Source organism: Nodosilinea sp. AN01ver1, from assembly GCF_050565655.1.
Taxonomy (GTDB): Bacteria; Cyanobacteriota; Cyanobacteriia; order Phormidesmidales; family Phormidesmidaceae; genus Nodosilinea.
Genome location: NZ_JBNXVS010000002.1, coordinates 294,562 through 316,073, shown reverse-complemented (window position 1 = coordinate 316,073; position 21,512 = coordinate 294,562). Strand labels below are relative to the sequence as shown.

At 57.3% G+C, this 21,512-nt stretch carries 17 protein-coding genes; 10 read left to right on the top strand and 7 right to left on the bottom strand.

Going from position 1 to position 21,512, the window contains the following annotated elements:
- Positions 1–58: 58 nt before the first annotated feature.
- Complete coding sequence (gene bioB, locus ACQ4N7_RS03825) at positions 59–1,093, top strand: biotin synthase BioB (protein ID WP_430710300.1); 1,035 nt, start codon at positions 59–61, stop codon at positions 1,091–1,093.
- 100 nt (positions 1,094–1,193) lie between these two features.
- On the opposite strand, the gene ACQ4N7_RS03820 is transcribed toward bioB, so the two are convergent.
- Entirely contained in the window at positions 1,194–1,796 is a 603-nt protein-coding gene (locus ACQ4N7_RS03820) for a TetR/AcrR family transcriptional regulator (protein WP_430710299.1), read from the bottom strand.
- A gap of 256 nt (positions 1,797–2,052) precedes the next feature.
- Between ACQ4N7_RS03820 and ACQ4N7_RS03815 the strand changes: the two genes are divergently transcribed.
- The 3 genes from ACQ4N7_RS03815 to ACQ4N7_RS03805 all read left to right on the top strand — a co-directional run bounded on the left by ACQ4N7_RS03815 (position 2,053) and on the right by ACQ4N7_RS03805 (position 4,928).
- Positions 2,053–2,199 (top strand): hypothetical protein, encoded by a 147-nt coding sequence (locus ACQ4N7_RS03815; RefSeq protein WP_430710298.1) that lies wholly within the window; start codon positions 2,053–2,055, stop codon positions 2,197–2,199.
- 2 nt (positions 2,200–2,201) lie between these two features.
- Positions 2,202–2,363 carry a hypothetical protein gene (locus ACQ4N7_RS03810; RefSeq protein WP_430710297.1) on the top strand — a complete coding sequence of 54 codons (162 nt, stop codon included), beginning with the start codon at positions 2,202–2,204 and terminating at the stop codon, positions 2,361–2,363.
- A 99-nt stretch (positions 2,364–2,462) separates the two neighbouring features.
- A complete protein-coding gene (locus tag ACQ4N7_RS03805; protein ID WP_430710296.1) occupies positions 2,463–4,928 on the top strand; it encodes a CHASE2 domain-containing protein in 2,466 nt (821 codons plus the stop codon).
- Positions 4,929–5,178: 250 nt separating this feature from the next.
- On the opposite strand, the gene ACQ4N7_RS03800 is transcribed toward ACQ4N7_RS03805, so the two are convergent.
- Positions 5,179–6,678, bottom strand: coding sequence for a M16 family metallopeptidase (locus ACQ4N7_RS03800; RefSeq protein ID WP_430710295.1), 1,500 nt, complete (start codon positions 6,676–6,678; stop codon positions 5,179–5,181).
- Positions 6,679–6,821: 143 nt separating this feature from the next.
- Entirely contained in the window at positions 6,822–8,408 is a 1,587-nt protein-coding gene (locus ACQ4N7_RS03795; protein ID WP_430710294.1) for a M16 family metallopeptidase, read from the bottom strand.
- Positions 8,409–8,803: 395 nt separating this feature from the next.
- Between ACQ4N7_RS03795 and ACQ4N7_RS03790 the strand changes: the two genes are divergently transcribed.
- The 3 genes from ACQ4N7_RS03790 (at position 8,804) to ACQ4N7_RS03780 (ending at position 11,314) form a co-directional block, all read left to right on the top strand.
- Positions 8,804–9,601 carry an MlaE family lipid ABC transporter permease subunit gene (locus tag ACQ4N7_RS03790; protein ID WP_430710293.1) on the top strand — a complete coding sequence of 266 codons (798 nt, stop codon included), beginning with the start codon at positions 8,804–8,806 and terminating at the stop codon, positions 9,599–9,601.
- A 93-nt stretch (positions 9,602–9,694) separates the two neighbouring features.
- Positions 9,695–10,096: a DUF3119 family protein gene (locus ACQ4N7_RS03785; protein ID WP_430710292.1), complete on the top strand. Its 402-nt coding sequence runs from the start codon at positions 9,695–9,697 to the stop codon at positions 10,094–10,096.
- A gap of 66 nt (positions 10,097–10,162) precedes the next feature.
- Positions 10,163–11,314 carry a DUF3086 domain-containing protein gene (locus tag ACQ4N7_RS03780; protein ID WP_430710291.1) on the top strand — a complete coding sequence of 384 codons (1,152 nt, stop codon included), beginning with the start codon at positions 10,163–10,165 and terminating at the stop codon, positions 11,312–11,314.
- An 18-nt stretch (positions 11,315–11,332) separates the two neighbouring features.
- On the opposite strand, the gene ACQ4N7_RS03775 is transcribed toward ACQ4N7_RS03780, so the two are convergent.
- Positions 11,333–12,703 (bottom strand): UDP-N-acetylmuramoyl-tripeptide--D-alanyl-D-alanine ligase, encoded by a 1,371-nt coding sequence (locus tag ACQ4N7_RS03775; protein WP_430710290.1) that lies wholly within the window; start codon positions 12,701–12,703, stop codon positions 11,333–11,335.
- A 600-nt stretch (positions 12,704–13,303) separates the two neighbouring features.
- Between ACQ4N7_RS03775 and ACQ4N7_RS03770 the strand changes: the two genes are divergently transcribed.
- Together ACQ4N7_RS03770 and ACQ4N7_RS03765 are read left to right on the top strand one after the other, a co-directional pair.
- The gene (locus tag ACQ4N7_RS03770; protein WP_430710289.1) at positions 13,304–14,605 is read left to right on the top strand and encodes a hypothetical protein; all 1,302 of its coding nucleotides are present in this window, start codon (positions 13,304–13,306) and stop codon (positions 14,603–14,605) included.
- Positions 14,606–14,657: 52 nt separating this feature from the next.
- Positions 14,658–15,737 carry a tetratricopeptide repeat protein gene (locus ACQ4N7_RS03765; RefSeq protein WP_430710288.1) on the top strand — a complete coding sequence of 360 codons (1,080 nt, stop codon included), beginning with the start codon at positions 14,658–14,660 and terminating at the stop codon, positions 15,735–15,737.
- Positions 15,738–15,919: 182 nt separating this feature from the next.
- On the opposite strand, the gene ACQ4N7_RS03760 is transcribed toward ACQ4N7_RS03765, so the two are convergent.
- A complete protein-coding gene (locus ACQ4N7_RS03760; RefSeq protein WP_430710287.1) occupies positions 15,920–16,360 on the bottom strand; it encodes a hypothetical protein in 441 nt (146 codons plus the stop codon).
- 510 nt (positions 16,361–16,870) lie between these two features.
- Between ACQ4N7_RS03760 and ACQ4N7_RS03755 the strand changes: the two genes are divergently transcribed.
- Positions 16,871–17,425 (top strand): DoxX family protein, encoded by a 555-nt coding sequence (locus ACQ4N7_RS03755; protein WP_430710286.1) that lies wholly within the window; start codon positions 16,871–16,873, stop codon positions 17,423–17,425.
- 69 nt (positions 17,426–17,494) lie between these two features.
- Here the strand turns inward: ACQ4N7_RS03755 and ACQ4N7_RS03750 are convergent, their stop codons facing one another.
- Positions 17,495–19,594 (bottom strand): cation:proton antiporter, encoded by a 2,100-nt coding sequence (locus ACQ4N7_RS03750; protein WP_430710285.1) that lies wholly within the window; start codon positions 19,592–19,594, stop codon positions 17,495–17,497.
- Positions 19,595–20,062: 468 nt separating this feature from the next.
- Positions 20,063–21,358 carry an adenylosuccinate lyase gene (gene purB / locus ACQ4N7_RS03745; protein ID WP_430710284.1) on the bottom strand — a complete coding sequence of 432 codons (1,296 nt, stop codon included), beginning with the start codon at positions 21,356–21,358 and terminating at the stop codon, positions 20,063–20,065.
- Positions 21,359–21,512 lie beyond the last annotated feature (154 nt).

The following is a 21,512-nucleotide window of genomic DNA, read 5'->3' as shown; positions in this document are numbered from 1 at the left end:
GGAGCTAATCTGAGACAATAGAAACCTCGATCACCTTGAACCTACCGATCTCACCGCTATGACTGCCACTTCTATTGCTCCCTCCCGTGTCGACTGGCAAGCTTTGGCAGATCAGGCTTTAGCGGGGGAAGTACTGAGCCGATCGCAGGCCCAGGCCGTGCTGGCGGCCCCCGATACCGAACTGCTCGATCAGCTGGCGGCGGCCTACCGGGTGCGGCGGCACTACTGGGGCAACCGGGTGCGGCTGCACTTTTTGCTCAATGCCCAGAGCGGGCTCTGCCCCGAAGACTGCCACTACTGCTCGCAGTCAAAGATTTCTACCGCTGAGATTGAGAAATACCCGTTTATGGCCCAGGAGAAAATTCTGGCGGCGGCGGAACGGGCCGACAGCCTCAAGGCTGGTACGTTTTGTATGGTGATCTCGGGGCGATCGCCCTCCGATCGCGTCTTTGGTGAGGTGCTCGATGCCGTGCGCCAGGTCAAAGCTCGCTACCCGATGAAAATCTGCGCCTGCCTGGGTCTGCTCGATGAGGCTCAGACTCAGCAGCTGGCAGCGGCGGGGGTAGACCGGGTTAACCACAACCTCAACACGGGCGAAAACAACTACGGCGAGATCTGCACCACCCACACCTTTGACGATCGCATCGCTACGATCGAGGCCGTACAATCCGCCGGAATGACCACCTGCTCGGGCGGCATTTTTGGCCTGGGTGAAGCCGACGACGATATCATCGATATGGCCCTGGCCCTGCGGCGGCTGCAGGTGACCAGCGTACCGCTGAACTTTTTAATTCCCATTCCCGGCACGCCTCTGGCAGGCAGGCAGGATCTCAACCCGCGCCAGTGTCTGCGCATTTTGTGCCTGTATCGGCTGCTGCTGCCCGCTCAAGAAATTCGCATTGCCGGAGGGCGAGAAGTTCAGCTGCGCCAGCTTCAACCTCTGGGGCTGTACGCCGCCAACTCAATTTTTGTGGGCGACTACCTCACCACCCCCGGCCAGGCCGCTCAGGCCGACTACGCCATGATTCGCGATGCCGGATTCGTGCTCGAAGGCCCCGACGGTGAAGAAATCGAGCCGCCCCAAGTCCCGTAGGGTGGGCACTGCCCACCAGATCGATTTACGAATTAAGCAAGCGCCCTCGCTGACTGGTTTGCAGAACCTCTAAACCAGGCGACTTCATGAATAACAGAGGCTAGGCCGCCTGCGATCGCATCACCAGATCCACCAAACTATCCACCAGACGCTGCGGCTCCATCGGCATGATGTGCTCGCCGTGCATCACGCACTGGGTCATGATGAAGAAGACCGTCGCCCCCAATATCACCCGCGCTGTGGCTTCCGGGTCGGGCAGGTCGAGTTCTGGGCAGCTTTTCAGGTAGGCGGTGAGCTGGTCGGCGGCTGGCTTGGTCAGGTATTCGACAAAGGCCTGGGCCAGCTGCGGAAACCGCCCCGATTCGCCCGCTACCAGCCGCACAAAGTTTTGGTAGTCCAGGTCGTGCAGCTCGCTCTCAATGGCGTTAGTCACCAGTCGTCGAATTACGACTTCGGGGCGGCCTTCCAGGTTGCCGTCGCCCATCACCTGCTGGCAGCGCGACTGGGCCACGTACTGAATTAGCGATCGAAACAGCCCCTCTTTATCTTTGAAATAGTTGTAGACCGTGGGTTTAGAAACCCCAGCCGTAGCGGCCACTTTGTCCATGCTGGTGCCTGCGTAGCCATTTTGCAGAAACTCTTGCATCGCTCCCTGCAAAATCTGCACAGCTTTGTCATTGAGCACTGATGGACTTTGAACCACGCGTTGATACCTTCCTAACCGATTGATTCATGTATAGCACTCGACTATGAAGCGCCACAGTAGTCTGAGGTGCTGTCTTTTACTCAACTGGGTACCTGACTGGGGCGATCGCTCACTCTGGAGCATGCCCCAGGAACTAAAGCAGTAGTGTATAGCGCTATACCTTCATTTTAGCGGCGCATTGACTAATTTTACCAAACCGTTTAGTTTAATTTTATAGCCTTCGGCAGTTCATCCCAGGCAACAGCGGTGGCTTATGCAGACGACAGAACCTCAAGACCTGGTGCTTCAGTTTTATAAAGCCTTTGACGATCGCGCGATCGACCGGGCTATAGACCTACTCGCCCCTAATTGTGTGGCCCACCTGGCGGGGCTGCCTGCCCTCCTCGATATTTGGATATGACCATGGCAACTCGCGTTTACCGAGATTTCAAGTGGAACCGTTTGTTGATAGCTCTGCTGGCTACGCTGATTATTGCCGACACTGCGCCTCACCCTCAGTTGTCGCCGGGGCTGCTGCATGTTTTGGCGCTGCGGGTGCAGGCGGCGATCGGTCAGGGGCAGTAGCACAGGCGATCGCGCCCTGTAGCTAAGATTCCGTAAACTCATTCCCCAGCGCAGCAGTTTGGTGATTAAGCTAGGGGTTGCCCCCGCTGCGCCCTGCCCATGCTCTCGTCGTCTAAAACTAAAACCGCTGCCCTCTCTACCACCTATCGGCTGAAGGGCTGGGTGCAGCGGCAGATTAAGCGAGACTGGGTCAAGCTCTCGCTGGCTGGTCTGTGGCTGAGCTTTGTGGCGGCCCATGTGGCCACCGACTCGGTGCCAACGCAGCTGCTGGAGCGACGCCTGCAAACTCTCTTCTTTGAAATTCGCGGCCCGGTGGTCACCCCTAACGACATTGTCATTCTAGCGATGGATGATGAATCGTTTGGGCAGGCGGAGTACTATCGCGCCGATCCTGAGCAGTACAGCTATTTTGCCCCAATTGCGGGCAGCCCGTGGAAGCGCCAGGCCCACGCGATCGCGATCGAGCGGTTGCTAGAGGCCGGAGCTAAAGCGGTAGTCCTGGATATCCTGATGTTTTCTGACAGCAGCTACGGCCCTGCCGATGATCAGGCCCTGGCCGATGTGCTGACCCGCTACGGCGATCGCGTCGTGTTGGCCACCTCCGTTGACGATGCCCAGCTGCGCCAGGGAGCCTTAATTCGCCCGACCCAGCCCCTGCCTAAACTGCTCAACACCCCCGTTCACACGGGCAACATCAACTTCCCCATCGAACCCGACGGGCGCATTCACCGCCACGGCCGTACCTATCTCAATGGTTTAGAAGCCAGTTTGGCCGAAATTGACGCGGTCAGCAGCCTGGAAAGCGATGTCGATGACACCCGCTCCTTTGCCGAGGCCAGCCTCGATGCCGCTGGCGTCAACTACCCTCCCTACCGGGGTGACTTCATCAACTTTTATGGGCCAACGCGCAGCTTTAGTCACGTGCCGTTCTGGTACATCCTCGACCCCGACCCCTGGGCCGAATACCTCAACAACGGCCGCTACTTCAAAGATAAAATTGTGCTGGTCGGGGGCACCGCCAAGTTTTTGCAGGACTTTCACCAGGCTCCTTTTTCAGAAACCCTGCTGCACCCCGAAGCAATGGCCGGGGTCGAAATTTTAGCGACTGATATTGCTAATCTGCGCAGCGGCAACAGTCTGCGCTCAGGCCTTCCCAGTCCCTGGCTGCGGGGGCTGCTGGTGCTGGTTGGGGGCACCGGGTTTGTGCTGCTGCTACGCCGGTTCAACCGCCCGATCGCCCGCTTGGGTTGGACCGCCGCCGCCAATGGCGGCTGGTTTTGGCTCAGCTATGGCGCGTTTGCCGGGGCTGGCGTGCTGCTGCCGACCGGGGCACCGATCGCCGGGCTGATGGTGCTGGGCAGCACCTACATCGTGGCCGATATCATCACCGAGCAGTTGCGCAAGCAGCGGCTGCGCCAAACCCTGGAGCAGTACGTCACCTCGCCCATCGTGCAGGAAATCATCAGCCAGCAAGATGACCTGCAAGATCTGCTGAAGCTGCGGGAGGCGGAGGTGATTGGCCTGCTGCTGGCCAACCGCTACCGCATTGTGCGGCTGTTGGGGTCGGGGGGCTTTGGCGAAACCTACGTGGCCGAAGATACCCAGCGTCCCGGTTCGCCGGTTTGCGTTGTCAAGCAGCTGCGCATCATCAGCAATGACCCCAGGGCACACCGCCTGGGCAGGCGCTTCTTTCAAGGAGAGGCCGAAACTTTAGAAAAACTGGGCCATCATTCCCAGATTCCTCGGCTCTTGGCCTATTTTGAGGCCCAAAGCTCGTTTTATCTGGTTGAAGAAATGGTTGAGGGCCGCCTGCTCAAGGATGAGCTGGCCTCCCGCCGCCCCATGCCTCAGGCCTACGTGCTCGATCTGCTGCTGGGGCTGCTGCCGGTGGTTGCCTTCGTCCACAATCAGGGCGTTATTCACCGCGACATCAAACCCTCCAACATTATTCGGCGACAGTCAGACGGGCAGCTGGTGCTGATCGACTTTGGGGCCGTAAAGCTCATTTCTAACAAACTGGCCGACACCGGAGTAAATCTCACCTCTACCTCCACCATCGGTGTGGGCACCCAGGGCTATATGCCCAGCGAGCAGTCGGCGGGGCTGCCCAAGTTTGGCAGCGATCTCTATGCCTTAGGCATCACCGCTGTTGAGGCGCTAACCGGCATTCCGGCCTATGCGATTCGCCGCGATGTCAACGGCGAGCTAATTTGGCGGCACGAGGCCCCTAACCTCAACCCTGAGTTTGGCGATATTGTGGCTCGCCTGGTGTTCTACGACTTTACCGATCGCTATCAGCGGGCCGAGGAGGTGCTGGCCGATTTGACTCGGGTTGAGGCGATGGTGCGATCGCATCTCCCCAACGAGGGCACCACAGATGCTAGCGGCTCCGCCGACAGAGAAGCGGTTCCCTACGGAGTGTGGATCGATAGCATCGCCACCGACAATCTAGACGACCCTGAAGCTGGCGAAGACTCCACCCAGATGCTGCCGGGCGACTGGTTCGCCACCGCCGAAGAAGCCTCAGAAGCCTCCTCCAGCGAGTCTGACCCTAGCCAGTGCTGAAGTTAACTCCTAGGATGGCAATCCGCCCGTACCCTCAGCCCCGCACCCCCAGCAGCAACCACAGCCGTTCCCTGAGCGAAGTCTATGGAAACGGCTATGTTCAGGGTAAATCCAAGTCCCATAGCTCCAGTGGCCAAAAGGGCAAATCCTTGGGGCATCGGCATAGCCGCCTCCGAGGCTCTTTTGACTTGGGGGTTGAGCGAGCAGGATGTGGTCCCAGCTGCAACTTTCAAAAGTAGACAGCCCGTGCCTAGGCCTCAGGCTGAGGAATGGTGATGTCGATAGGCGTAACGGCGGTATTGGGGGCCAGGGTATCGAGACCGGGCTGAATCTCTGCCGGATTGCCAACCACCAAAATCACCATCTGCTCTGGGTTTAGGTGAGCCTGGGCGGCTGCCTGTATTTGAGCCACAGTTGTCTCACGCACCTGATCCTGGAACTGAAATACAAAGTCTTGGGGGTAGTCGTAGTACTCGTAGCGAATCAGCCGAGCCAGGGTTTGATCAGGGCTTTGGAAGTTGAACACAAAGCTGTTCAGTACGGCATCCTGTGCCTGCGCCAGCTCCTGATCACTGATGGATGTGGTGCGAATGCGGTTAATTTCCGCCATCGTTGACTGAATAAAGGGTACTGTGGCCTCAGACCGGGTCTGACCACCGCCAATGAACAAGCCTGGGTAATCGTAGCGCGGTGCCCAAAAGGCGTAGACCGAGTAGGCTAACCCCTGGCGCGATCGCACCTCATTAAACAACCGTCCGCTAAAGCCGTTGAGCACCTCGTTCATCACCGCTAGAGCAGCGTGGTCGGGGTAGTTGAGCTGTCCGCCCAGGTGGCCCAGCTGAATGTAGCTCTGGGTCAGCTGGGGCTGCGCCACCCTAAAGACACCGGCCCTGGCCTGCTCTACGGTTGGCAGCGTCGTATTCAAAGCGGTGCCAGTTCCCTGCCAATCGCCAAAGTAGTCGGCAATCCACTGCTTCATTTGGGCGCTGTCAAAGTCGCCCACAATGCCCAAAATGGTCTGCTCTGGACGAATCGAGGCCTGGTAAAACTGCTCAATATCCTGCCGATCGATGGCGGCCAGAGTAGCGTACTCTATCGTGCGGGCGTAGGGGCTGTCGGCCCCGTATACCAGCTTGCGAAACTCCCGGCTGGTAATGCTGTCAGGATCGTCGTTGCGGCGGGCAATGCTGCCGCTGTACTGGCTTTTGAGCAAATCAATCTTGTCCTGCGCAAAGGCAGGGCGCTGCACTACATCGGCAAATAGCGCAAAGACGTCGGCGGTATCCTCACTCAGGGCGCTAAAGCTGGCGCTGCCCTCGCTGGTGTCAATGCTGGTTTCAATCGAGGCAGCCCGCTGCTCCAGGGCTTGATTCAGGGCATCGGCATCCAGGTCGGTGGTACCTCCCAGGCGCATAGCTTCGCCGGTTAGGCTGGCTAGCCCGACTTTATCGGCAGGCTCAAACCGGCCCCCGGTGCGAAAGGTGGCGCTACCGCTAACCAGGGGCAACTCGTGGTCTTCGAGCAGGTACACCACCATGCCGTTGGGCAACTCGTAGCGCTCATAGGCCGGAATCTCAATATCGCGCAGGGGCGGAAACTCGAGCTCATCGTAGTGGCGCGGCGTGAGGGCGCTGGCCGACGGCTGCCAGGCCAGCAGCAGCACCCCCAACAATCCGAGCAGGGCCAACAGCGGCATCAATTTGCGCCGTAGGCTGCGACGGGTACCCATAAACCAGCTGATCGCGTTCATCACTGTGCGTTCCAATACCGTAGGTCTGAAATGTGAATGTCCTGGCCCTGCCTGTTCTGGCGGCTCGTCTACTTGGCAATTGATCAGGGCGGTTGATTACGAGCGGTTGACTATAAATAGCGATTCCCTAATGCTTTTAGCCGCTACTGCGCCGATGGGGCCTGCACCAGCTTGCCCACGGTGCGGTTCTCAACCCGAAACAGGCTCTGGGCCACGCGCTGAATATCTGTCGTCGAAACCGCCTCAATAGTCTTGAGGTTGTTGAATATATTGCGCCAGTCGCCGGTCTTGGCCTGGTACTCGGCCAGCAGCGAGGCCATCCCGCTATTGGAGTCCAGGCTTTGCAGCAGCCCGGCGCGGGCCTGCGTCTTAACGCGATCGAGTTCCTCCGGGCTAACGGGCTCTTGTTTCAGTCGCTCTAGCTCCTGGGCAAACAGCGCCCCGATCTCCTCGGGGGTATGGCCGGGAGCGGTCAGGCCATAAACCAGAAAGATATTGTCGTAGCGATCGCCCGGAAACCCATTCAAACTGCCGATATCCAGAGCAACCTGGGCGTCGTCTACCACCGTCTCATAAAGTCTGGAGGTGCGGCCCCCCACCAGCAGGCTCTCAATCATGCCGTAGATAACGTGGTCAGGATGATTCAGGCTAGGGCGGTGGTATCCCTCCAAATACCAGGGCTCAGAGGGTAGCGCCAGCGAAAACTCCTTGGGAGCAGTCTGCGGCGGCTCGTTGATCGTGGGCTCAGGCGGCACCGCTCGAGCCGTATAGCGGCCAAAGTAAACCTCGGCGAGCCGCTGTACCTCAGCGGGGTCAACATCGCCTACCACGGCGACGGTCAGGTTGGCAGGGCCATAGTAGGTGTCGTAAAACGTTTGAACATCGTCACGGGTGGCGACAAACAGATCGTCTTGGTAGCCAATTACCGGACGACGGTAGGGGTGACTGACAAAGGCCTCTTCTAAAAAACGCTCAATCATGGTGCCAATCGGCGAATTGTCAACCCGCATGCGGCGTTCTTCTAGAATTACATCTTTTTCTTCGTAAAATTCTCGAAACACCGGGTCTAGAAATCGCTCCGACTCCAGCGACATCCACAGCTCTAGCTTGTTAGCGGGCAGGCTGTAGAAATAGCGGGTTTCATCGGCGGAGGTGGTGGCGTTAAGGCCCACTCCTCCGGCCTGCTGAACAATCTGACCATACTGGTTTTGCTCGACAAAGCTGGCCGCCTCCTGCTGCAAAGCGACCAGCTTTGCCTCCAGTTCAGTGGCTTGAGCGGTGTTGCCTGCGGCTTGAGCGGCTAAAAAGTCTTCGAATACCTCATCCAGCTGAGTGAATATCGCCTGTTCGGAGGCAAAGTTTTTAGTGCCGATGCGGCTGGTGCCCTTAAAAGCCAGGTGCTCAAGGTAGTGGGCCACGCCAGTTTTGCCGTCGGCTTCATCCACCGCGCCCACGTTGGCATGAATCATAAACGACACCACTGGAGCCTGGTGTCGCTCTAGCACAATAAATTTCATACCGTTGTCGAGGGTAAACTCGGTCACCGCCTCGGCCACCCGGTCTAAGTAGGGCTGAATGGTCTGAGCGGTTTGAATCGGCTCCCGTGCCGCCGCTGGAGCCAAAGGCCACCATACCCAAAGGCTAACCAAGGCTACCAGGCCTACTAGGGCTGGGCGCAGGCGACTTAACCCCGCACCAACCCCTCGAACCGTCGGCGGTTTTGCATTCATAAGCTGCACTCAAACAAATGGACTAGACCAGATGAATTAAACTTCGACCTTCAGGATAGTTGAGTCTTATGGACAATGACCACTAGGCCTTAAGGGGGCTAAGGCGTCAGCCCCAACCGAGCACAGGACAGTTGTCAAAGCCTCAAATCCTGGGTAGAGTTCCCTTAGAGCTTTGTCTATAGACTTGCAAGCAATATCCTGTGGGTACAACACCTGCAGAAGAGGGGGGAAATCGGGAGCGATCGCGTCTTCCCTTCTCCCAGCTGCCACGACGTATTTGCAGAGTGCGCCCGCTGGGCCAGGTCTGGCCTAGACTATCAGCCACCATCAAATCGGCGTTACTCAACTACGTGTTACAGATACACCGTGTTACAGACACATAAAGGGAGCAGGCTTTGACTCAGGCGATAGATGGCTCAAATTTGAGGCAGTGGGGCCAACGGGCTCTAGCGGCGACCTTTTTATCGGGCCAGGTCGTTATTCATCTGATCTCTCGCCCCATACATCGTCGCAATACCCTAGAGCAGATGGCAGCCGTGGGGCCAGAGTCCCTGCTAATTGCCCTGATTACCGCTGCCTTTGTCGGCATGGTATTTACAATTCAGGTGACCCGAGAATTTCTCAGCTTTGGAGCCGGCACAGCGGTAGGTGGTGTGCTCGCTCTCACCCTGGCGCGCGAACTAGGCCCGGTGCTAACGGCCGTCATCATTGCCGGGCGGGTAGGGTCAGCCTTTGCGGCCGAAATTGGCACCATGCGCGTCACTGAGCAAATTGATGCCCTGCAAATTCTCAAAACTGACCCGATTGACTACCTGGTCATTCCCCGGGTCATTGCCTGCGCTCTCATGCTGCCACTGCTCAACGTCCTGTCGTTTATTACCGGCATGACCGGCGGGCTGCTGATTGCTACCAACCAGTACGATATTCCGGTCAACGTCTTTTTAGACTCCGCCAAGAATTTTCTATCCATTTGGGATCTGGTCAGTTCGCTGATCAAGGCGTTTTTCTTCGGCATTTTGATCGCCGTCATCGGCACCAGCTGGGGCCTAACCACGACCGGTGGTGCTAAAGGGGTGGGACAATCGACTACTACTGCGGTAGTAACGGCGCTGCTGGCTATTTTTATCAGCAACTTTTTTCTGTCCTGGCTGATGTTTCAGGGCACTGGTAGCGCTGTGGTCAATAGCTTTTAGCGATCGCCGCCGCCCAAGGGTTTGATGTCGTTCGCTCTGGTTCTAGCCGCTGGGCCTTCTATACTACAAGTAGTTCCATCGCTTCTGTTTGCCGTGACGTCTACCTCCGCAACAACCTACACCGAATTGTCCCGCAGTTATCGTATTCCTCTGGCTTTAATTGGGTTGGCTATCCCGCTGGCGCTGGCCAGGCTCTGGCTGGGAGGAGTAGTGGGTCTGTTCGGCCTGTTTTTGCTGGTGCAGACCCTCACCCTAACGCTGCGGTTTACTGACAGCGCCCTTGATGTCTACCGGGGCGATACGGTCATTCGCCACTTTCCCTACGCTGACTGGCAGCACTGGGAGATTTTTTGGCAGCCGGTGCCGGTGCTGTTTTACTTTCGCGAGGTCAACAGCATCCACTTTTTGCCGGTGCTGTTTAGCCCCAAAGAACTACGAGCCTGCTTAGAAACCCACTGTGCAGGGGCTAAAGATGTGGCTAAAGAAGCACAGTAGTTGACTGCTAAGGGCGAACCTGACGCTCATCTGATACCCTGACATCAGGGTCTATGGGAGCCGTTTATGACCGCAGAGGAGCTATCAAAATCGAGTTTGGGGCCAGACAGCGCTGGCGGCAACGGTAGCCCCGATGCCGGTTTGAGTCTAGGATCGGCTGACTCAGCCGGGCTTAAATCAGACTGGAGCACTCGAATTGACGCCCTGCGCCAGCAGGAAGCTGACCTGAAACGCAGCATTGCCGATCTGCAATCGGCCTACAATCGGCTCACTCAGGACCAGTTTCAGAAGATTCAGACCGATATTGGCCGCATGGTGCAGCAGGGCACAGCCGACCTAGAGCAGCGCAAACGCTCCCTGCAAAAGGAAATTGAAACGCTGGAGCGCCGTCAGGAGCGGATTCAGACTGAGATGCGCACTACCTTTGCTGGGTCTTCTCAAGATTTAGCCGTGCGGGTACAGGGCTTCAAAGACTACCTGGTGGGCAGCCTACAAGACCTGGCAGCCGCGGCAGAGCAGCTGGAACTGGCTCCATCAAGGCGTTCTAGACCAGTATCTGAGGGCGAAGAAAGGGGCGAAAGTCGAGATTTCAGAGCGGAGCGCGCTACCAATCGCCCGTCCTCTGACCGTCGGGCTGTTGCCGAATCTACCTCCGCCCAGCCCGCCTTTGCCTCCAATGCTTTTCAAGACCAAACCGAGCGCATTCGTAGCCTGCTCGACCAGTACCGCATGCGACCAGACTACTACGGCCCTCTGTGGCAGCTGCGCCGCACCTTTGAACCTATCCACGCGGAGCGAGTTTCGAACTGGTTTTTTGCCCAGGGCGGTCGCGGCGCGGTTAAGAGCATGGGTAGTCGCCTACAGAATGTGCTGGTGGCCTCGGCGGCGCTGTCGATTCTGTACGCTCTCTACGGCAATCGCCTGCGCACGCTGGTGCTCTCTAACAGCCCCGAGCGTCTGGGCGAATGGCGACGGGGCCTGCAAGACTGCCTCGGCATCTCTCGGGCCGACTTTGGCACCGGCCAGGGGGTAATGCTATTTGACGCGCCAGAACCTCTGGCGCAGCGAGCCGATCGCATTACCGCCGACAATGGCTTGCCCTTCATTGTGGTAGACGAAGCCGAGTCAGTAATTAGCCTGGCGCTGCTGCAGTTTCCGCTGTGGCTGGCCTTTGCCCCTGACCCCATGAATCCGGTGGCTGAGTCCGACTACTACTAATCCGATGATTAAGGCGTGCTAAAAAGGCTGCGGACCAGAGACTCCGAGGGCCGCAACCAGCTGATCGACAACCCGATCTAGAGCAACCGATCGCGACGCCTTCAGCAACACGCGATCGCCCGGCTCCAGTACCGCTAGCAGGTGTTGGGCCAAACTGCTGTGGTCATCAAAGGCCGTGGCTTCAACTCCATTAGCCGCTTCAGCTAGAGCCGCTGCCTCCTCAGGATCGGCCAAAATCAGCAGGCGATCTAGCCCTAGCTGGCTGACGACTCGGCCCACCTGTCGATGCAGCGCTACAGATTGCTCCCCCAGTTCCTTCATAGTGCCCAGCACGGCAATGCGCCGCTGGCCTGGAGTCTCAGCCAGCAGATGCAGGGCGGCGGTCATCGACTCGACCCCGGCGTTGTAGGTCTCATCGAGCAGCACCACGTCGTTGGGCAGCACCACCCGCCGGGCACGACCGCTGGGCAACTCGACTTCAAGACCTGCGCTCAGCCCGCGCCAGTCGAGGTTGAGGGCCTGCATAACGGCGATCGCGGCCAGCAAGTTGAGAGCATTGTGGCGTCCAGGCAGCGGTAGGGGCAGGTTTACCCCCTGCACCTCCAGGGTCTCGCTGTCGATCAGGTGGCCCTGAATGTCTCCACCCTCCAGACCAAAGGTGATTGTGCGTCCGGCCCACACTGTATTGGCAGTGGCCATCAGCCGGGCATTGTCGTGGTTGAGCACCGCTATACCTGAGGCGGGTAGCTCTGCTAGGAGTTCGCATTTGGCGTTGGCAATGGCCTGCTCCGAGCCCAAACGACCGATGTGGGCGGTGCCTACGTTAGTGATGACTGCCACATCGGGCACGGCAATGCGGGCTAAGCGAGCAATTTCTTCCGGCCCTCGCATGCCCATTTCCACCACCGCAAAGTTGTGGTCAGGCTGGATCTGAAGCAGCGTTTTGGGAACGCCAATGTCGTTGTTGTAGTTGGCCTGGGTTTTGTGTACCCGCCCCTGGGTAGCGAGAGCAGCGGCAATCAGCTCTTTTGTCGTTGTTTTGCCGACCGAGCCCGTAATCGCTACAATCTTGGCAGGCTGTTGAGTACGCCACCAGTGCCCCAGAGCCTGATAGGCTGCCAGAGTATCGGCCACTGGCAAACAGGGTAGGTGAGACAGTGGTTTGCCCTGCTCTACCACAGCGGCGATCGCGCCCTTGGCGATCGCCTGCTCCACAAACCCGTGGCCGTCAAAGCGCTCGCCTACAAGCGCCACAAACAGCGCATTTTCTCGGAGCCCTCGCGTGTCCGTGGTGATATTTGATACCTCTTGTCCCCGTAATAATAGCGGGACTTGATCCAGAGGAGCCTCAATGGCCGCTGCGAGGGTAGCTAGCGACGAAAAAACCATAGCTTCTACCTGTTGTGCTGTAGCAAGATGGCACCATACCAGGTTTTACCAAAGTCTGGCCCAAAGTGACTCGATTGTAAGGGTACCCGGGCAGGGGTTGTTCAAAGGACTGCCCCGAAACAGGCTGTTCTAAGCCTTGATTTCGGTTCAGCAGCGTTATTCATGGCGCTATAAGGCTGGTGATGGCTCTGAGCCCTCTTCCCAGCACTACGGCTTTAGTCTAGGGTTTAAAGTGCTGAATTGGTGGAGTGAGGTGGTTGACCGGCTAGGCGATGCGAACTGGGCTGGAGTTTATGGTTACCTTACGGTCTGGTAGCAAACTTTACCGGAATTTTGTTAACGCCCCTGACATAATCTTAGAAACTAGAAGATTCACGCAGTAATCTGAAGATATTCGAGCAGCATGCCAGTGTAAAAACTGACGCGGATAGACGTCCATAGGGCTTTTAATTAGATCTAAGGACTGTTACTGCCATCAAAACCGTGCATCTTTCAGCTGCGTATTCTAACTGTTGGTTTGTTCCAAAAATTTTCTCACTACAGTCGGTGGGGGCTTAGACGCATAGGCCTGCCTGTAGGTGGGACAAGGGCGGTGAATCCGTGAAGACAAAAGCGACCTATAACAATCGAATTACTACCGCCGACGAGCAGCGTCTGTATAGCCACTTGCTTGCCTGTGTGGCGGTAGAGTCTCCCGATGCCATGATCGATCGGTTTCAGGCGCTGTTTTTAGACGGGTGCGGCTATCCCGATCGCGATGTCGTTGCTGCGCTCGATCGCCTGCTGGCCAACCAGGAAATTGAGGACTACTTCCGCTTCATCCTCAATCGCTGTTGCCACATCCTAATCAATCGCTGGCAAACCAATACCCAGCTGCAGCCCGCCATTCCGATTTTGGTGGAGCTGCTAGAGACTGTTCCGAGTGGGCAGACCCGGGTTTCAGAACTGTCGCGATCGCGATCGGTGCGCCGCTTGCGCCAGGTGACTGAAGGCTTTCGCGATACCGAACAATACCTGGCCCTGAAGCGACTGGCCTGCATCATTGAGGCGCGTCACTCGGCGCTGCCCCGCAACCGCCAGGCCGAAGCCGTGCCTTTGGGGTCGCTGATTAACCGCTACCCTTACCTCTACGAGCACTGCCTGGTGACCGAAGACAGCGACCTCCAGCACCAGCAGTACGTGCGCAACATGCAGGTTGAGGCCCAGCACAAGTTTGAGGTTGACCTGACCCACTACGTGACCTATCGGGTGCGCCAGAGGCGGCTACACCAGCAGGGCCAGACCGACTGCCTGGGCAAACTGCGGGTGGTGCACAACCCAACCCTGCTCAACGACCAGGAGCTGGTGTCGTCGCTGAAACAATTTGCGCGTCGTCGTGACCACGGTCAGAGCTACCGCGATGGAGCCCAGCGTTTTTTGTTGACCCACAACCAGGGGGCTTCGTTTCGTGAATTTAAAGAAGACCTGTTTGACTACATCATTGCCGATGTGAATGCTGGCTACAGTCAGCGACAGTTCAAGTCGATGCTGCAAGACCATTTGCTCTCTACCTTCGCCGACAGTGACGGTAGACCCGTCGATGACTTCCTCAGGGTGCGGACCTGTAGCAACCTGTTCAACTTCCTGGTGGTTGACCCCTCCGCTGGGCGACAGCACTACGTCTTTCTCGACCTCATCAACAACCTGGGGCCTCTGCAAACGACAGGGTTACTGCTGCGAATTCTGCTGATTTGTCAAAAGGTAAGGCCGTTTCTAGAGCGGCGCTTCTCGATTTTGTTCAACCACTACGAAACCGCCTCTAGCGAGACGGTAGCCTGGCTGGTCAACATGTTTGAGAACATCAATATCGCCCTGAGCCTCAACTTTGGCAGCGTTGACCTCTCCCACACGAACTCCCGCTAGCTGGGGACGGGTGTTAGAGTCGTAGCAGGCATAGCTTTCTATCGCTTCATCCATGTACGACCTCGTTTCTGCCGCCTTGGGGGCTCAGCAGCTGACCCAGGCCGCTCAGCTGATTAAGCAGTGGCAGCAAAAGACCCCCCAAGACCCCTGGCTCAAGCTGGCGATGGGGCAATATTGGGAGGCCAAAGCCGAGCTAGAAAAGGCCCAGATTACCTATACTCGCCTGCTGCAAAGCTCCGCTAACACTAAGGTGCTGCTCAACGCCCGCGAGGGGGTGCAGCGGGTGCGCGATCGCCTGGCCCAGCGCCGGGAGCACGACCTCAGCGCGGCCAAGCAGCAGCCGGGGGCGACCGGGGCAGCGGTGCTGGTGCTGGAGCCAGTTACGGGCGATCGCCGAGAAGCCTCAGCCCAAAGCCTGGCCCGAGTCATGCAGATCGATGTCTACACGGCTCGTACCCGGTTGCCCAGCAAGCACTGGCGACTGTTGCGGGTAGGAGGGGCGGGGGAACTGCAGTACTTCTGCGAACGACTGCAGGCTGAGGGTACCCCAGCCTGCTGGGCCACGGCAGAGCAAATCAAGGGATTGCCCGTCTTCCGGGTGCAGGCGATTCAGGCGGTCGAGCCGCAGCTCACGGTCATTTGCCAAAATGATGCGGGGCAGCAGGGCACCATTCAGCTGGCCTGGAGCGATGTTACCCAGTGGGTGATAGGTCAGCTGCCCATCTATGAATCGGTAGTTGACCTGGATGTTCGGGGCAAGCTGAAACGCAGAGAGACCACCCAAGACTACGGCGAGGTGATCGACTGGCACCTGCACCAGCGGGGGTGCATTCTGAGGCTTTGCGATCGCACCTATAAATACCGCGATGCTGCTCCTTTGCCTCCGGCGGCGGCGTTTCCCTCACCGTTAATTGCCGCTACGGCCTGGAAGGCGATGAAGGCTTACTTTGAAGACTGTATTGTTCCAGAGCCCATCACCGACTTTAGCGGCTTCGGCGAAAGTGCCCTCGATTTGATCGAGCTGCTGCCCCCGTTTAAAGCCCATGTAGATATGGTGCGATCGCTGCCCTCCCCCTGGGATGGAGCCTTTCACCTTTACAGCAGCCTTCGGTTTTTGGCCGCTGCTCCCTAGGGCCACTTATACACCTATAAGCATTGGCTGTATCAAGACGGCTGCGCGGTTGGTAGCGTTTCGTTAGGAAGCTTTTCAGCGATCGCTAATGTCTAAGCTACCGACAGGCCTATAAAACAAAGCCAGAGCTGCTAGCAACTCTGGCTGACTCAAGTGATGAATGGCTAAACCTAGACTAAGATCTAGCGCGCTTTTACCTGCTTGGCCATATCCATAAAGGGAGATAGGCTGGGACCGGGGCGACGGCGGCGGGGCATAGATGTACCAACACTGGTCAGGTAGTTAGAGGCAAAGCCAGTCGGTACAGGCTCGGCTGGGGCGGCTGCCGGGGCTGGAGCTTTAGTTTCCTTCTTGGCAGCGGGTTTAGTCTGAGTCTTGGCAGCAGGCTTGGTTTCTGTTTTAGCCGCCGCCTTGGCAGGGGACTTAGCCGCTGCCGCAGGTTCAGCCTTAGCTGCTGGAGCGGGAGCGCTAGGGGCGATCGCAGGCTGGCTGCTGTCATCGGCCTCGTCCAGTTCCATGAAAAATTCAGACTTTTTGCCGAGGCCTACCAGTCCGCCAACGGTTTTGAAGATGCCGCCAATGAGCCCAAAGATTGCCCCAAAAATAGACTTGATCAAACCCATGGGTATGTCCTTGATGAATCTGCGTTGCTAAGTTAATTATCAAGTTCCGTTACGCCTCATCACAAGGTGAAGGGGTAACTAGATACAAAAGTTAATGCTTGCTCTCAGGTTCTAGTCGGCTACAGCCGTGATTGAACTCTGCCGTAGCAGGGATAGCGCTGACTAGGCCTAATCTCATTCCCGGCATTAGGCGCAATACTGCCATCCTACAGAGCTCCGTCTACCCTGCTGGGTAGCAGATGCGATTAGAGGAGAGTTAGGTTTAGTGCTCAGCTGCTTCCTGCCTGCCTAGGCAGAGGTGCTCAGCCAGGGGCGAGGGACGGCGGACATGGTGTTAGGCGTAGCCCAAAGTTTGGTGCGATCGCTCGCTGGCTTGCCAATGCTCTCACGCTGCAACAGAGGAAGGCTCTATTTTTTAGTAGAGAAAGCAAATTGGTATCAGCAGATCCTTTACTTCTCTTAAAACTTCGTTAGGATATTTAATAGCGAAGTTAATTTTTATTAATCCATATGATTGCTCAGCAGCGCATCCTATCCCTGGGCGGCCTTGTGCTTCAGCCCAATCAGTCAACCAACACGGCCTTTCAGATTTCCTGGACAATTCTGAGAGTTGTAGCCGGTGTCGTTATGATTCACAACGGTCTTGACAAGCTGGCTAACATCGAAAGCTTTGCTCAAGCCTATGTGGCCTATCTGGGGCTGCCCTTCCCCATTACCCTCAGCTATATGGCGGCCTTCACTGAGCTAATTGGCGCTCCTCTTGTGGCCCTGGGGTTGTTGACCCGCCCGGCTGCTCTGGGCCTGGTCTTTACCATGCTAGTGGCCATGTATCACCACGTTAAGGTGGCGGGTCTGAGTATTCCCTACCTGGAGCTGTCTGCCCTGTACGCGGCGACGTTTCTTTTCTTTGTGATCAATGGCGGCGGTCGCTTTTCTGTAGACGCGCTGCTGACCAAGGCGCTGGGCGGCATGCTGAGCCAGCAAACCGACGGCAAGCGGGCTTCTTTAGAGACCGTCTTTCAGCTATCTGACGAAGCTAAAGCTGAGACTAAGTCGGGTCTGTAGGTGCTGATTTGTCTGACCCCAAGCCCTCGGCAGAACTCTGTCGAGGGCTTTTTGCTGCGCTGGTGCCGACTAGGTGTGGGGCTCGCCAAACAGCACTAGAGAACAGGTGGCTTCGTCGATAACCTGGTGGGTGACATCGCTGACCGCGAGGCCGCCCGCCGTTCGCCGTCGCATCGACCGCAGCACAATCATGTCGTGGGTTTGAGCGGTTTCTAGAATGACGTCAGCGGGGCTGTCGCCCACCGTGGTGAGCAAGTTCCAGCTGATCTGGGGGCCGTCTGCCATCATTTTGGTTAAGGCTGTTTCTATGGCTTTGATCTGATTGTCAAGGGTGTGGCGATCGCAAACGTGCAGCAGCGTTACCGTGGCGTGGTGGGTGTCGGCAAACACCTGGGCAAAGCGGGCGGTGCGCACGGCCTGGGGCGTTATTGTCTTCATCGGTACCAAAATGCGGCGAATTTCGGTCGGTTCGCTCAGCAGTCGGGCTACCGCTACCGGGCAGTGGCTCGACCAAAACACCTCATCGACCAGAGTGCCAAACAGCTTGGCCCGAAACCCTCGGCGGCTCCAGCCCAGCAAAATCAGGCTGGCATTTTGCTCGCGAGCCGTGCGAGTAATGCCTTCTGATACATCGTCGTCAATGCGCAGCACCGAGTAGGCCTGGGCGTTAAACTCCTGGCTCAGGGTTTCGGCCTTGTGCAGCAGCTTGCGGCACTGGCTGACGGCGCTGACCAAATTGGGGTCATCCATATGGACGTGAGCCCGAGCTACGGTCACCGGAATTACGTAGCCGCCCTCGTGGCTCGCCAATAGGGCGGCCATTTCAATCAGGTAGCGCTGGGTGATCGGGTTATAGATGGGCACAACTACCGTAAACGGCCCGGTAATGGTCGAGTCTTGGCGACTTTCGGGCGCGGCTCCGTAGTCAAACCACAGCGAATCAGAGGCAGCGCGGGGAAGTTTGGAGGTGACCAACCGCCCCGCATAGCGAGCCGTCAGCAGCGGGCCGGATACTGAAGTGACCAGCATCATCACGATGACGGCGTTGAACTCCAGACTTGAGATAATGTTCTGCTGTAGGCCGACTAGGGCGGCAGCCAGGGTAGCCGCTACCTGGGGCATTGACAGCGACCACATCGTAAAAATTTGGGTCCAGCTGTAGCGGTAAAAGGGCTTGGTGGCCAGGGCCGCCAAAAACTTGCTGAGAATCAGGGTGCCCGTCAGCGCCAGCGTAAAGGCCAGGTTTGTGGTCATTGACTCCCTGAACACCTGCAGGTCGAGCAGCAGCCCCATGCACACAAAGAAAAAGGGAATGAACAGCACCCCGCCGACAAACTCTACTTTTTCTTTGACTGGGCCGTTGCCGACGACGTCGTTAACCGCCAGCCCGGCTAGAAACGCCCCTACAATTTTGTCGACGTTGATGACCTGCGACCCTACCGCCGCTAAAAAGACCGCGGCCAGCACAAACAAAAACTGATTGCCCTCGCGATCGCCGTTGCGCTGAAAGTACTGTTTCCCGGCCCAGTCGATGCCGACCAGTACCGCCGTGGCAAAAATTCCCAGCAGCAGCAGTTGTACCACTACCGTTCGGGCCGAAAACTCGCCGGCCTGGGCGGAAACGCACATGGCCAGCACCAGCAGCGCCCCAATGTCGGTAAAAATGGTGGCCCCCACGGTTGCCGTAATCGAGGGTTCTTTGGTGACCCCCAGCCGCATCACAATTGGGTAGGCCAGCAGGGTGTGGGAGGCCAGCAGCGAGCCAATCAGCACCGCTGCAATCCAGTCGAAGCCAAAGGCCCGGCTGAGCAAGATGCCCGCTATGAGCGGTACCGCGAAGGTCGTAAAGCCAAACCCCAGCGATCGATTGCGGGTGCGCTTAAAGTCTTTGAGGTCAATCTCCAGCCCGGCCACAAACATGAGGTAGATTTTGCCCACGTCAGACAGCAGGGTTTCTACCTCCCCGGCTGGGTCAAGCAGCCCCAGGACGCTAGGTCCCAAAATGACCCCCGCCATCAGCAGCCCCACCAGCCCCGGCAGCCGCAGCCGCTCAAAAATGGGCGGAATAATCAGCGTAACCAGCAGCAGCACTGTAAAAGCCGTAATTGGGCTGCTGGGTAAAAAGCTCAATAGCCCGGTTGCGGCGCTATCTGCGGTCAATGCAGCCATAGATTGCTCCTGAAGGAAGATAGGGCGCGAAAACAGGCTAGCCTCATGGGTATAGCGATCGCCTAGTGAGGAGGACGTTGTGACATAGACTCCTGGGCCGTTATAGCTGTAGACAGTTTGGTGAGGACAGTTTCCCTGAGAACGTTCAAACGTTCTCGGGCTTTTGTTGATGTCCTAACCTAGGTGACTTTGGCTATACAAGCGAACTGCTCTAATTTGTATGATCAGCCATAGCCGTTCCCTCAGCAAAGTTGTGGGAACGGCTGTCTTTAGAGCAAATCCAGCTTCAGTAACCTCGTTAAAACAGACCGCTGCCGCAGAGGCAAACGGTATTTGCTTAACCAGGGTGTGGTTGGCCTACTGGAATCGCAGTCTACACCGTGGGACCGCCCTTACTATGGCAAAAAAGAAGTTGCCCCGCATGGTCTCTGGGCTACCGGTCGATAGGTCTAGAGCTGATGCCCAAGCTTAAATACCCAGGCGTTGATAGACCTGATCGAGATTGCGCAGGTGCCGTTCGGGGCTAAAGCAGTGGGCAATTTCTGCGGCCGATAGGTGAGCGGTCACGCGCTCGTCCGCTTCAATCAACTTTCTAAAGTTACCGTCGTCGGTATTCCATGCCTGATGGGCACAACCCTGTACGATCGCATAGGCCTCTTCGCGGGCCAGACCCTTGTCAACCAGGGCCAGCAGCACCCCCTGGCTAAACACCACGCCACCGTAGACATTCATGTTGCGAGCCATATTATTGGGGTAGACCAGCAGGTTTTTGATCAGCTCAGTGGTTTCGACCAGCATGAAGTGGGTGAGAATGCAGCTGTCGGGAAAAGCCACTCGCTCTACCGAACTGTGGGAAATATCCCGCTCGTGCCACAGCGCGACATTTTCTAAGGCCGCCATGGCGTTGCCCCGCAGCAGTCGCGCCATCCCCGTCAGGCGCTCGGAGCGAATCGGATTGCGCTTGTGGGGCATGGCCGAGGAGCCTTTTTGCTTTTTCGAGAAAAATTCTTCTACTTCGAGCACATCGGTGCGCTGGAGGTTGCGAATTTCTACCGCAAACCGCTCAATCGAAGCCCCCAGCAGGGCCAGGGCGTTCATAAACTCGGCGTGAATGTCGCGGGAAATGACCTGGGTGGAGGCGGTATCGGGGCGCAGGCCCAGGTTTTGGCAAGCCAATGCCTCAATATTGGGGTCAATATTGGCGTAGGTGCCCACGGCACCGGAAATTTTGCCGACGGCGATCGCATCCTGCAGGTGCGTCAGCCGCTCGCGGTGGCGCAGCATTTCGGCTAGCCAGCCCGCCAGCTTAAAGCCAAAGGTAATCGGCTCGGCGTGAATACCGTGCGATCGCCCAATCATGACCGTGTCGCGGTGCTCTTGAGCCCGGTAGCGAATCGCCTGAATCAGGTTTTCTACATGGATCATGATCACCTGTAGGCTGTCTATCAGCTGCAGCGATAGCGCTGTGTCCAGCATGTCGGAGCTGGTCATGCCCAGGTGAATGTAGCGACCCGCATCGCCCACGTACTCGTTGACGTTGGTGAGAAAGGCAATGACGTCGTGGCGCACCTCAGCTTCAATCTCAAGAATGCGCTTGGGGTCAAACTTAGCCTTAGCCTTGATCTCGTCTACCGCCTCTTTTGGAATGTAGCCCAATTCAGCCTGAGCTTCGCATACTGCGATTTCGACCCGGAGCCAGGTTTGAAATTTGTAGTCGTCGGTCCAGAGGTTGCCCATTTCGGGCAGGGTATAGCGTTCAATCAAGGCTTTGGTCTGAATACAACCGTCCCATTCTACCCGGCTGCCCTTAGCCATGGAGAACCGAAGCACTATACTTTATGCCTGCCCCTGGCTCCCCCCTGCTGAAGGGCCATGCGTTTGGTTTCTAGAAATACCAGTAGAACGCGGCGAAACTACC

Bases quoted from the DNA above. Each gene is read 5' to 3' on its own strand.
- ACQ4N7_RS03800 (WP_430710295.1), bottom strand. From the start codon at position 6,678: ATGAACGCGATCAGCTGGTTTATGGGTACCCGTCGCAGCCTACGGCGC.
- ACQ4N7_RS03810 (WP_430710297.1), top strand. From the start codon at position 2,202: ATGGCAACTCGCGTTTACCGAGATTTCAAGTGGAACCGTTTGTTGATA.
- ACQ4N7_RS03765 (WP_430710288.1), top strand. From the start codon at position 14,658: ATGTACGACCTCGTTTCTGCCGCCTTGGGGGCTCAGCAGCTGACCCAG.
- bioB (WP_430710300.1), top strand. From the start codon at position 59: ATGACTGCCACTTCTATTGCTCCCTCCCGTGTCGACTGGCAAGCTTTG.
- ACQ4N7_RS03815 (WP_430710298.1), top strand. From the start codon at position 2,053: ATGCAGACGACAGAACCTCAAGACCTGGTGCTTCAGTTTTATAAAGCC.
- ACQ4N7_RS03755 (WP_430710286.1), top strand. From the start codon at position 16,871: ATGATTGCTCAGCAGCGCATCCTATCCCTGGGCGGCCTTGTGCTTCAG.
- ACQ4N7_RS03780 (WP_430710291.1), top strand. From the start codon at position 10,163: ATGACCGCAGAGGAGCTATCAAAATCGAGTTTGGGGCCAGACAGCGCT.
- ACQ4N7_RS03805 (WP_430710296.1), top strand. From the start codon at position 2,463: ATGCTCTCGTCGTCTAAAACTAAAACCGCTGCCCTCTCTACCACCTAT.
- ACQ4N7_RS03750 (WP_430710285.1), bottom strand. From the start codon at position 19,594: ATGGCTGCATTGACCGCAGATAGCGCCGCAACCGGGCTATTGAGCTTT.
- ACQ4N7_RS03760 (WP_430710287.1), bottom strand. From the start codon at position 16,360: ATGGGTTTGATCAAGTCTATTTTTGGGGCAATCTTTGGGCTCATTGGC.
- ACQ4N7_RS03795 (WP_430710294.1), bottom strand. From the start codon at position 8,408: ATGAATGCAAAACCGCCGACGGTTCGAGGGGTTGGTGCGGGGTTAAGT.
- ACQ4N7_RS03775 (WP_430710290.1), bottom strand. From the start codon at position 12,703: ATGGTTTTTTCGTCGCTAGCTACCCTCGCAGCGGCCATTGAGGCTCCT.